Origin of the sequence: Streptomyces sp. NPDC050287, from assembly GCF_044459385.1 — a bacterium.
Taxonomy (GTDB): domain Bacteria; phylum Actinomycetota; class Actinomycetes; order Streptomycetales; family Streptomycetaceae; genus Streptomyces.
In genome coordinates this window covers 14,974-26,381 of sequence record NZ_JBITIY010000014.1, presented here as the reverse complement: position 1 = coordinate 26,381, position 11,408 = coordinate 14,974, and the positions used below count along the sequence as shown (strand labels likewise).

The window sequence follows — 11,408 nt, the reverse complement described above, 5'->3', positions numbered from 1 at the left end:
GTCTACGTCTGTTTGAGGATCTCCTCGTAGAGCCGGACCGTGCGCCGGGCGACCGCGTCCCAGCCGAACTCGCCCACCGCCCGCTCCCGCCCGGCCTCGCCCATGCGCCGCGCGGCCTCCGGATCACCGAGGACCGAGTCCAGCGCCCGCGCGAGGCCCGTCTCGAAGTCGTCGTCCACGGGGACGAGTATCCCCGTCCTGCCGTCGTCCACGACCTCGGGGATGCCGCCGACCCGGGAGGCCACGACGGGAGTCCCGCAGGCCATCGCCTCCAGGTTGACGATCCCCAGGGGCTCGTAGACCGAGGGGCAGACGAACACCGCCGCGTGGGTGAGCAGTTGGATCACCTCGGGGCGCGGCAGCATCTGCGGGATCCAGTGCACGTCCTCGCGGACCCGGCTGAGCTCCTCGAACAGGTCCCGGAACTCCTGGTCGATCTCCGGCGTGTCCGGTGCGCCCGCGCACAGCACGACCTGCGCCGCCGGATCGATGTGCCGCACCGCGCGCAGCAGGTGGGGCACGCCCTTCTGGCGGGTGATGCGGCCCACGAACAGGACGAAGGGGCGCTCCGGGTCCAGGCCGATGCGGCGCAGGACGTCGGTGCCGTGGTCGGGCCGGTAAAGACTGGTGTCGATGCCGTTGTGCACGATGTGGACCTTGGCCGGATCCAGCGCCGGGTAGCAGCCGAGGATGTCCTCGCGCATGGCCCCCGATACGGCGATCACGCCGTCGGCGGACTCGATCGCGGTGCGCTCCGCCCAGCTGGACAGGGCGTATCCGCCGCCGAGCTGCTCGGCCTTCCAGGGGCGCAGGGGTTCCAGCGAGTGCGCGGTCATCACGTGCGGGATGCCGTACAGCAGCTTGCCGAGGTGGCCGGCGAGGTTGGCGTACCAGGTGTGGGAGTGGACCAGTTCGCGGCCTTCCAGGCCGGCGGTCATCGCGAGGTCCACGGAGAAGGTGCGCAGCGCGTCGTTGGCGGTGTCCAGCGCCGACCAGGGACGGTGGCGGATCACGCCGTCCGTCCGGCCCTCGCCCCAGCAGTGCACGTCCAGGTCGACCAGGGACCGCAGCTCCCGGGCGAGGAACTCGACATGGACACCCGCGCCGCCGTACACGTCCGGCGGGTACTCCCGGGTCAGCAGGCCCACTCGCACCCGATACTCCCTGTCTCAGCGGCTTGTTGTCTTCATGGTCACCCAGATGTGGCGTGCGGGGAAGAGCGCGGGGGGCGTGGGAAGCAACAGTCGCCGCAGAGGCCTCCGCCGGGGACCCGGTAGTAGAGGCAGCAGCTGCGGCGCCGGAAGGCGGTTCCGGTGAGGGTGCCGGTGCCGGCGAGGAGGGGGTGGGCGAGGACTTCGGCCGTGATCCGCCGGGCACGGGCGCCGGCGTCGGAACGGCCGTGCGCCCGCGCCCACGTCTCCAGCTGACGTGCGGTGCCCGCCAGCGCGGAGGCCGCGTTGCCCCACAGCAGGCCCCTGGCGACGCGGTGGCGGGCGTGCAGGGTCTCGGTCAGCGGCCGGAGGTGGCCGTGCAGGACGACGTCCGCGAGGGTCTCCGAGTCCGCGGGCAGGGGGCGCACGGCGGACAGCCACAGGTCGTCGGGGGCGCCGGCGTCGGGGTCCCAGTGCAGCAGCCCCGGGTCGAGGTCGGGGACGCGGTCGTAGAGGGCGGCGCAGCCGAGGGCCACCGACCACAGGCGGGCGGCGAGTCCCTGCTGGGCGATCGAGGCTGCGATGCGCAGTTCTGGGGCGTGCAGGGCATGCGCGACCTTTTCGATGCGGAAAGCCATAGAATATGCGTATTCAACCGCGGCTTTGTTCCCGTGGTTCCCGTGGTTGTGGTGATTCTCGTGGTTCCCGTAGTTCTCGTACACCTGTGCGAGGGTCGGTAGCGGCGGCGGTGCTTCGGTCGGTGCTCCGGTCGTGCGGAGGGCGAAGAAGCCGCCGAGCGGTCCGAGCGCGGCGAGATCAGGGTCTAGGTCCACGAGGAGCAGTAGTACCAAGGCCCCTCGGGGTCTCAACCAGGAGGTGTCCGCCCCGGGTCACCCACCTTGGGGATGATGGGGACCGATTCGTACTCCATCGGCAGTAGGACCCATTGCCTGCTCAGGTACGACGACGGGAAGAACTTTTCGCGGCATCGTGTTGGCCATGGAAGCCGACCGTTCGTCGCACCGGGCGACCCGCCCCGGTCTCACGCAGAGGAGCCGTTCATGAGTGCCCTCGCGGTGTCCGTGCTGCTGTCGCTCGTCTCCGCCGTCGCCTACGCGGGCGGTGCGATCGTGCAGGAGCAGGTCGCGGTGTCCTCCCCCGCCGAACAGTACGCGCCGCTGCGTCGGCCGGGCTGGTGGGCGGCGGTCGCTCTGAACGGCCTCGGCGGACTGCTGCACGTGGTGGCGCTCGCCTTCGGCCCGCTGAGCCTGGTGCAGCCGCTGGGCGCGCTGACCATCGTGTTCGCCCTGCCGATGGCCGCTCTGTTCGTGGGCCGCCAGGCCGGGGCGACCGCCTGGCGCGGCGCGGTCATGGCGACGGTGGGTCTGGCCGGTGTGCTCTCCCTGGTCGGCGCGTCCGACGCGCAGTCGCTCAGCAGTGCCCAGCGGGTGCTCGTGGCCGTGGTCACCGCCAGCGCGGTGATCGCGCTGATGATCGCGGGCCGGGCCGCGCACCGGCACCCGGCGGTCCGCAGCATCCTGCTCGCGACCGGCTCCGGCATAGCCTTCGGCATGTCCTCCGTGTTCACGAAGACGGTCGCCGTCGACTGGACCGGCGGGGTCTCCGCGGCCGACATCCCGTCCCTGGCCGTGATCGGTGTGCTGGCCACGGCCGGCATGCTGCTGTCGCAGGCCTCCTACCGCGGCGCCGGCCTCGCGGCCCCACTGGCCACTTTGACCGTGGTGAATCCGGTCATCGCGGCCGCGGTCGGCATAACGATGTTCGACGAAACCTTCCGCTACGGCACCCTGGGCACGGCGCTCGCGCTGGGCTGCGGTGTGGTGGCGGCGGGCGGTCTGATCCTGCTGACCTCGGAGCGGATCGCTCGCACCCACGCCGAGGAGGCCGCGGCGTCCGCGCTGCCGGTGCCCGCCACCGCCGAGTCGGCCGAGCCGGTACCCGCCCGGGCGCCGGCCGAGGAACTGCCGGCGTGGCTGCCCGAGCAGCAGGTCGTGGCAGTGCCGGGAAGCGTGCTCGTCCCGGCGGTCCCGGCCCCGGAGGTCGTCCTCGTTCCGGCCCCGACCGCGGCCCTGGAGGACGTGCTCCTCGCCCCGGGGGCGGCTGCGGAGGGCGCCCCGGAGGGCGTGATCATCCCGGCGCCGGCGGGCGGACAGGACACGCCGGAGCCGTCGCACCCCGAGGCCGAAGGCGCCCTGAACCTCTACGGGCCCTTCTACGGTGGCCCGTACGTCCCGATGCCGGTCCTGGACCGGCACCGGACGCGCGTCACATCCTGACCCCGCCGGCCCTCAGATAGGCCACCGGGTCGACGTCCGTTCCGAAGCCGGGCCCCGTCCGCACCTCGAAGTGCAGATGGGGGCCCGTGCTGTTGCCGGTGGACCCCGAGCGGCCGATGCGCTGCCCGGCGCCCACCGTCTGGCCGCTCCTCACGGAGATCGCCGACAGGTGGGCGTACTGGCTGTAGCGGCCGTCGGAGTGCCGGATCACCACCTGGTAGCCGAAGGAGCCCTCCCACCCGGCACTGACGACCCTGCCCGCCCCGACCGCCTTGACGGACGTGCCGGTGGGCACCGGGAAGTCGACGCCGGTGTGGTAGCCCTTCGACCAGGAGGAGCCGGCCGCGCGGTACGCCGCGCCGGTGGCCGCGCTCACCGGCGCGACCAGGGAACCGCCCTTGGCGGCCTTCTTCTCGGTGTGCCGGGGCTCGGGCGAGGTCCGCGGGGCGGATGCGCGGCTGGTGTGGGACGTCGTGGTGGGGGCGTCCTGGCCGCGCAGCTTCAGCCGCTGCCCCGGGACGATCAGGTCGGGGTCCGTGCCGATGGTCTTCCGGTTCGCGGCGTAGAGGCCCTGCCAGCCGCCCCGGACGCGCTGGGCGTCGGCGATCGCGGAGAGCGAGTCACCGCGGACCACCGTGTACATCTCGGCCGTCCCGGCCCGCGACTGCGGTGTGGTCTGCGGCCGCACGTCCCGTACGGAGGTGCCGCCCGGCTTCTTCGTCTTCTTCGTCGTGTTCTTCGCCGTGCTCGCCTGACCGGTGTCCGCGTGGCCGGCGGGACGGATGTCCGGGGTGCCCCCGTCCCGGGTCAGCCCGGCGCGTAAGGAGCAGGTCGGCCAGGCGCCCGGCCCCTGTCCGTCCAGCACCTTCTCCGCCACGGCGATCTGCTGGTCCTTGGTGGCAAGATCCGCTCGGGGCGCGTACCGCGTTCCGCCGTACGCCTCCCAGGTGGACCGGGTGAACTGGAGCCCGCCGTAGTAGCCGTTGCCGGTGTTGACGCTCCAGTCGCCGGTCGACTCGCACGCGGCGACCTTGTTCCAGGTGTCCACGTCCGCGGCCTGGGCCGCACCGGCACCGATGAGCGGGATGGCCATGCCGGCGCCGCCCGCCGTGACGGTGAGTGACGCACGGTTGATCCTGTTCGGCTGATACCGGCGGTGCCGGCCGCGTACGGCCATCAAAAGCCCCCTCGACATGCGTCACGGAGGGGCAAAAGTAAGCGCTGCGAACAGGCCATGACAAGACGGCAATCGGCCGCGATCGCGTCGAACCGACCGGGAACAAACGCCTGTTGCGAACGGCTGAGGCAGGTGGGGCCATTCGTGCGTATCTGCCTGCGGAACGCCGAGCGGCCCGGATGTGCGGTCGGCGTACCGGCACGTCACGATGGTCAGTGGGGCGATACTGGCGGGCACGACCGGAATCCCCGACGGCCGGAATCTTTCACCGGATCCACTAGGAGCCAACCGCATGAGCAATACAGCCCAGATCGGCGTCACCGGACTCGCGGTCATGGGCCGCAACCTCGCCCGCAACTTCGCCCGCAACGGCTACACGGTCGCACTGCACAACCGGACGGCGTCGAAGACGCACGCCCTGGTCGAGGAGTTCGGCGGCGAGGGCGACTTCATCGCGGCCGAGACCGCGAAGGAGTTCGTGGCCGCGCTGGAACGGCCCCGCCGCCTGGTCGTCATGGTCAAGGCAGGCGACCCCACCGACGCGGTGATTCAGGAGTTCGCCCCGCTGCTGGAGCCCGGCGACATGATCATCGACGGCGGCAACGCGCACTTCGCCGACACCCGGCGCCGCGAGCGCGAACTGCGCGAGCAGGGCATCCACTTCGTCGGCATGGGCGTCTCGGGCGGCGAGGAGGGTGCGCTGAACGGACCGAGCATCATGCCGGGCGGCCCCAAGGAGTCGTACGACTCGCTCGGTCCGATGCTGGAGAAGATCTCCGCGAAGGCCGAAGACGGGTCGCCCTGTGTCACGCACGTCGGTCCCGACGGCGCCGGCCACTTCGTCAAGATGGTGCACAACGGCATCGAGTACGCCGACATGCAGCTCATCGGTGAGGCGTACCAGCTGCTGCGCGACGTCGCCGGGTACGAGCCCGCGCAGATCGCCGACATCTTCCGTACCTGGAACACCGGACGCCTGGACTCCTACCTGATCGAGATCACGGCCGAGGTGCTGTCCCATGTGGACGCGGCCACCGGCAAGCCGTTCGTGGACGTGGTGGTGGACCAGGCCGAGCAGAAGGGCACCGGTCGCTGGACCGTCCAGATCGCCCTCGATCTCGGCGTCCCGGTCTCCGGCATCGCGGAGGCGGTCTTCGCCCGCTCCCTGTCCGGACACGCGCCGCTGCGCGAGGCCTCGCGCGGGCTGGCGGGCCCGAAGGCGTCGGCGCTGAGCGAGTCCGAGGCGGGCGCCTTCGCGGACCGCGTGGAGCAGGCGCTGTACGCGTCGAAGATCGTGTCGTACACGCAGGGCTTCCACGAGATCGCGGCGGCCCGCGAGGAGTACGACTGGGACATCGACCTGGGTGCCGTCTCCGCGATCTGGCGCGGCGGCTGCATCATCCGCGCGGCCTTCCTCGACCGTATCCGCGCGGCCTACGACACCCGCGCCGACCTGCCCAGCCTGCTGTCCGACGAGACCTTCGCCCAGGAGATCGCGGACGCCCAGGACGACTGGCGCGAGGTCGTCGTCGCGGCGACCCGCCAGGGCGTCCCCACGCCCGGCTTCTCAGCGGCGCTCGCCTACTACGACGCGCTGCGCGCGGAGCGGTTGCCCGCGGCGCTCACCCAGGGTCAGCGGGACTTCTTCGGTGCGCACACGTATCGGCGGGTGGACCGGGACGGGGCGTTCCACACGCTGTGGGGTGGGGACCGGTCCGAGGTTTCGGCGTAGCACCCACTGGGTGGATGTTTTCGGTTGGGTGCGGGTGGGGCGCGGGTGCGGGTAGGGCGCGGGTGCGGGTAGGGCGCGGGTGCGGGTGCGGGTCAGTCGGGGGAACTCGCTCCCACTCGGCGGAGCCGCATATCGATACGGCCCCGCGCCCCTGAAGTGAGTCGCGGTGGGCGGCGTTGGTTCGTCGCCCACCGCATTTGTCGTTCACGAAAGCGGTGGGCCCGGTTCCGGGTTCGGGACCGGCTCCGGTCCCGGGGGGATCGGGGACGGGTCCGGGGCCGGGGGCGGTACGGGATCCGGGTGGGGGTCCGGAGGCTGGGGGTCCGGGCCGGGGGTCGGGCTCGGTCCGGGGCCCGGGGTGGGCGGATGGACGGGGTCCGGGGCGGGTCCGGGATGGACCGGGTCCGGGTACGGGTTGGTCATGGTGTCCTCCGGCCAGTCGGTCGACTTCGGCTCTGGACTACTCCCCCGCGTACCCGACGGCGGCGCCACCACTCACTCTCCCGGGTGAAGCACCGGGCCTGGGCCGCCCGCTGCCTCCGCCCCCGCCGCCAGTCCGGGGCGAGGGCTGGACAGGACGGGGATCGTGGTGGTCGTCAAGTGCTGGGCCGGGGTCATGGACGCCTGGGCGAGGACGATCGCGTCGGCGTCGGTCACCGCGTCGGCCGCGGCGGACACCAGACGCAGATGGCCCTCCGCGTCGCCCGTCTCGAAACGCTCCCAGGCGCCCGGGACGAGACGGGCGCCGACGGCGACGGAGTGGCCGGCGCGGAGGGCCTCCTCCTCGATAAGGGCGACCGTCGGGCCGAACGTACTCTCGACGGTGGCGAGGACGACGATCCGGGGGCCGAGAGCCACCGCGGCGGACGCCATCGGACGGTCCACCCGCAGCACCGGTACGCCGATCCCGGCGGCGGCCGCCTCCGCGACCTGGCCGATGGTCGAGCAGGTGCACAGGACGGCCCGCGCCCCGAGGCCGGCCGCCCTCCGCAGCGCCGCCCGCACGTCGCCCGCGACCGCTTCGGGCCCTTCCGCACGGGCCCGGCTCAGCAGTTCCTCGTCGACGAGGTGCCGCAGTTCCAGGCCCGGGTGGTCCGCGTCGCGCAGGGCGTCGAAGACCGGGACGTGGCGGGGCGAGGTGTGCAGGAGGGCGAGCATGACCGGGGCCGGGGATCGAAGCGACCGCGGGATCAGAAGCGGCCGGGGTGCGCCGCCAGCCACTTCTTCGCCGCACGGAGCAGTTCGGGGTCGGCGGCGGGAGCCTCGTCCGGGTGGCGTTCGGCCCACTTGACGACGTACGGGCACAGCGGGGCGACGACGACACCCTCCCGCCGCGCGATGCCGTACAGCTCGCGTGCCAGGGAGCCCGCGATGCCCTTCCCCTCGTGGGCCGGCTCGACGATCGTGTGGACGGGGACGAACGCGGTCGCCGGGGCCTCCAGGACGAAGTACTCGATGCGGCCGACGACTTCACCGCCGCCGATCGCCTCCAGACGGCCCGCCGCCCGGTCGTCGCGGATCTCGATGTCACTCATGGGCACGCTCCTGGTCCGAAGATCGTCGAAAGTCAGGGGTCAGGCCACCACGGCCTGCGGGCTGCGCTGCTGATCCGAGCCCGGCACCGGCTCCGACGGGTCGGTACCCAGGGCCACGACACGGTTGTCGCGGTCCACGTGCACGACTCGGGGTGCGAACTCCCGTGCCTCGGCGTCGGTCATCTGAGCGTAACTGATGATGATCACCAGATCGCCGGGATGGACGAGATGAGCGGCGGCCCCATTGATCCCGACCACCCCGGATCCACGCTCGCCCTCGATGACGTACGTCTCCAGCCGAGCCCCGTTGGTTATGTCGACGATGTGCACGAGCTCACCGGGCAGCAGGTCGGCGGCGTCGAGCAGGTCCGCGTCGATGGTCACGGATCCCACGTAGTGCAGGTCGGCCTGGGTGACGGTGGCGCGGTGGATCTTGGATTTGAAGAGAGTACGCAGCATTTGGGTGCTCCTGCCGGTCGGCTCCCTGCCTGCTTGTGCAGGTCAAGGGCGGTTTTCACTCTACAACGGCTGGTTTCGAACTGTTTCCCGCCTGCTCGTCGGTACCGACGCTGACCGATTACTGAGTTTGCTGGTTCACAGCCGGGCGGACATGCAGGAATCGTGAGACACCCGCTTCGTCCTTGAGGTCGACAGGCCGAACCAGGCTACGGAACGGCGCTGATGACCGCACTGAGAGCCCCGTCACTGAGGATGGGGACCGCTCCTTCTCCGACACGCGCTTCACCCCCGCCCTGCTGGACGAGCTGGACCGAATCCACGCGCCGCTGTGCGTGCCCAGGAAGGGCTGGAACATCTCCGCGACTGCCGGCGGAAGCCCTATGGTCGTTCCCACGTACCACATCGGGGCCAATCACCTAGGGGGGAACACGATGCAGGCGAAGGAGACGCTGTTCGCCGATCTCGTGCAGGGGAGGGCGCAGCAGTTCCAGGTGCCTCTCTATCAGCGGACGTACTCCTGGACGGAAAAGCAGCTCAGCCAGCTGTGGAGCGACATCCTGGAGCAGGCCGAACTGCTCGAGTCCGGAGAGCGGGCGAGCGCGCACTTTCTCGGTTCCGTCGTGCTCGCGCCGTCCCCGCAGAACGAGGCGACGTTCCCCCGCTGGCTCGTCGTCGACGGTCAGCAGCGGTTGACCACGCTCTCCCTCGCCCTGGCCGCGATCCGCGATCACGTCGCGGACGCCAAGCCGGACGAGGCCGAGCGCATCGCCGAGGAATACCTGATCAACAAGCGCAAGAGCGGTGGTGACCACTTCCGGCTGCTACCGACCCAGGCAGACCGGCCGCAGTTCGCCGCGCACATTCGGGGCCCGCTCACTGCGCAGGCCGTCGCCGGCGGAAACGTCGCCGCAGCCTATGGCTTCTTCCGCCGCAAGCTCGTCGAGGCGGAGGATCCGGCCGCCCCGCAGGACGTGTTCCGCATCGAGCAGGCCATCACGTCCCGGCTGACTCTGGTTGCGGTGACCGCCGAGCGGGGCGACAACGTGCACCGCATCTTCGAATCCCTCAACAACACCGGTCTCAAGCTCAGTCAGGCCGACCTGCTGCGCAACTACCTGTTCATGCGGCTGCCCACCCGCGGTGAGCACGTCTACGAGACCTACTGGCTGCCGCTGCAGAACATGTTGAGCAACGACGAGCTCGAACAGCTCATGTGGCTGCAGCTGGTGCTCGACGGGGACGACCGCGTGCGCCGCCAGGACCTCTACGCGGCTCAGCAGCAGCGCTTCGAGCGCGACGAGGTGACCGAGGGCGAAATCGAGGCGTACATCAGGGAGTTGTACCGCCACGGCGCTCTCTTCCGTCGGCTGCTCCACCCCGACGAGGAGCCGGACGCAGCGGTCCGCGCCCATCTGCACCGCCTGGACGCTTGGCAGGCACAGGTCACCTACCCCGCGCTGATGCTGCTTCTCGAGCGGCGGGAGCGGGGAGGGCTCGACTCTTCGGAAACGGCACGCGCGATGTCGTACATCGAGAGCTTCCTGGTGCGCCGGATGGTCTGCCGGGTGCCGACGAACAACCTCAACAGGGTCTTTCAGGCCATGCCTGGACAACTCCCGCTCGACGTGCCCGTCGCCGACGGCCTGCATCAGCTTCTCTCCGCCGACAACCGCTTCTGGCCCGACGACGACGAACTGCGCGACAAGATCCGGACCGCGCCCTTCTACCAGTACGGACGCTGGCACCAGCGCAAGATGGTGCTGCAGCGCCTGGAGGAGAGCTACGAGCATCCCGAGCCGGTGGACTTCGCCGCCGCGCAGCTCACCATCGAACACGTCCTGCCCCAGTCGGCGGGCGACGAGTGGCTGCGGATGCTCAGCGAGGACGCGGCCGGCGTGGACACGGCCGAGGATCTGCACGTCCGCCTGCGGCACACGCTCGGGAACTTGACACTGACCGCGGTCAACTCGGAGCTGTCCAACCACCCCTTCGAGCGCAAGCAGGACCTGCTGCAGGGCAGCCACCTGGAGATGAACCGGCGCATCGCCGCCACCGAGCGCTGGGGCGCGCAGGAGATCCGCGCCCGCGCAGACGAGCTCGCCGACCGCGCGATCACGCTGTGGCCGGCGCCGCTGCGCGGAGTCGGCCGGGCGGAGCGCAGCCGGGACTGGCAGCTGGCCCATCAGGTGCTCGCGGCGCTCCCCCACGGCACCTGGACGTCCTACGGCGACCTCGCCGCGTTCCTCGGGTCCGGTGCCCAGGCCGTGGGCAACCACCTGGCGGACACTCCGGGGGTGGCCAACGCCTACCGGGTGCTCACCTCCGAGGGCAAGGTCTCCGGCGGCTTCCGCTGGGCATCCCCGGAGGAGGGAGGCGACGTCCGTGCCCGGTTGATCGCGGACGGCGTCCGCTTCACGGTCAACGGAGCCGCCGATCCGGCGCAGCGCGTCACCGCCGACGATCTCGCCCTGCTGGTCGCCGGTACCGAGGACGACCAGTCGGACGGTGAGGACACCGCACAGCGCGGCCGGGAAGGCCAGGACGGAGAGACGCGCGCCGACCGGTTCTTCCGCCAGCTCGCCGCGGACGACTCCTCCGAGACGGTGGGGGCCGTACATGCACTCTTCTCCCACTGGGAGGGGCTCGGCGGCTGGATCGGCCACGGGTCGGGCCACGTCATCACCAGCGCGTTCCTCATGCTCGGAGAGGCCGGTGCGCCGGGCCGCGGCATTTGGCCGTTGACGCTCTATCCGGGCGGTGGGCGGGGCGGCACGGTGGAGGTGGTGTTCCAGCACCTCGCCGCACGCGAACCGTTCACCGACCGCACACTGCGCGCCGAATTCCTCCGGCGGCTCAACGAGCTGGAGGGCGTCGACATCCCGGAAGGCAAATTGGAACTGCGTCCCAACTTCCGCCTGTCGCTGCTGGAGAAAGACCACAACCGCGAACTGCTCGCCAAGACTCTGGCGTGGTTCCGGGACCGCTGGGAGGGCCGGGGCACAGCCTGAGGGGCGAGCGCCCGTCCCTCCCCGTCATGGCCGTCGCCGCAAGGCGCTC

Annotated in this window: 8 protein-coding genes and 2 pseudogenes; 3 read left to right on the top strand and 7 right to left on the bottom strand. The window is 71.2% G+C overall.

The window, feature by feature from the left end:
- Window positions 1–2: 2 nt before the first annotated feature.
- Together glgA and ACIBK3_RS36650 are read right to left on the bottom strand one after the other, a co-directional pair.
- The gene (gene glgA / locus ACIBK3_RS36655; RefSeq protein WP_399372059.1) at window positions 3–1,154 is read right to left on the bottom strand and encodes a glycogen synthase; all 1,152 of its coding nucleotides are present in this window, start codon (window positions 1,152–1,154) and stop codon (window positions 3–5) included.
- 38 nt (window positions 1,155–1,192) lie between these two features.
- Window positions 1,193–2,002: a (2Fe-2S)-binding protein gene (locus ACIBK3_RS36650; RefSeq protein WP_399372057.1), complete on the bottom strand. Its 810-nt coding sequence runs from the start codon at window positions 2,000–2,002 to the stop codon at window positions 1,193–1,195.
- Between the two features lie 210 nt (window positions 2,003–2,212).
- On the opposite strand from ACIBK3_RS36650, the gene ACIBK3_RS36645 reads away from it, so the two are divergent.
- Window positions 2,213–3,448, top strand: a complete 1,236-nt coding sequence (locus ACIBK3_RS36645; RefSeq protein WP_399372055.1) for a DMT family transporter — start codon at window positions 2,213–2,215, stop codon at window positions 3,446–3,448.
- Here ACIBK3_RS36645 and ACIBK3_RS36640 read toward each other — a convergent pair.
- Window positions 3,438–4,139, bottom strand: a pseudogene (locus ACIBK3_RS36640) (peptidoglycan DD-metalloendopeptidase family protein); the annotation flags it as partial. The gene ACIBK3_RS36645 and the pseudogene ACIBK3_RS36640 overlap by 11 nt on opposite strands.
- A gap of 195 nt (window positions 4,140–4,334) precedes the next feature.
- Window positions 4,335–4,541, bottom strand: a pseudogene (locus ACIBK3_RS36635) (transglycosylase family protein); the annotation flags it as partial.
- Between the two features lie 376 nt (window positions 4,542–4,917).
- On the opposite strand from ACIBK3_RS36635, the gene gndA reads away from it, so the two are divergent.
- Window positions 4,918–6,357 (top strand): NADP-dependent phosphogluconate dehydrogenase, encoded by a 1,440-nt coding sequence (gene gndA / locus ACIBK3_RS36630; protein ID WP_399372052.1) that lies wholly within the window; start codon window positions 4,918–4,920, stop codon window positions 6,355–6,357.
- A 495-nt stretch (window positions 6,358–6,852) separates the two neighbouring features.
- On the opposite strand, the gene ACIBK3_RS36625 is transcribed toward gndA, so the two are convergent.
- Genes ACIBK3_RS36625 through panD form a run of 3 tightly spaced genes read right to left on the bottom strand, consistent with a single transcriptional unit; the run spans window position 6,853 to window position 8,351 of the window.
- A complete protein-coding gene (locus ACIBK3_RS36625; protein WP_399372050.1) occupies window positions 6,853–7,515 on the bottom strand; it encodes an aspartate/glutamate racemase family protein in 663 nt (220 codons plus the stop codon).
- A gap of 32 nt (window positions 7,516–7,547) precedes the next feature.
- The gene (locus tag ACIBK3_RS36620; RefSeq protein ID WP_399372049.1) at window positions 7,548–7,892 is read right to left on the bottom strand and encodes a GNAT family N-acetyltransferase; all 345 of its coding nucleotides are present in this window, start codon (window positions 7,890–7,892) and stop codon (window positions 7,548–7,550) included.
- A 39-nt stretch (window positions 7,893–7,931) separates the two neighbouring features.
- On the bottom strand, window positions 7,932–8,351 hold the full coding sequence (gene panD / locus ACIBK3_RS36615; protein ID WP_399372048.1) for an aspartate 1-decarboxylase: 420 nt from the start codon (window positions 8,349–8,351) through the stop codon (window positions 7,932–7,934).
- A 431-nt stretch (window positions 8,352–8,782) separates the two neighbouring features.
- On the opposite strand from panD, the gene ACIBK3_RS36610 reads away from it, so the two are divergent.
- The gene (locus tag ACIBK3_RS36610; protein WP_399372046.1) at window positions 8,783–11,359 is read left to right on the top strand and encodes a DUF262 domain-containing protein; all 2,577 of its coding nucleotides are present in this window, start codon (window positions 8,783–8,785) and stop codon (window positions 11,357–11,359) included.
- Window positions 11,360–11,408: the final 49 nt, after the last annotated feature.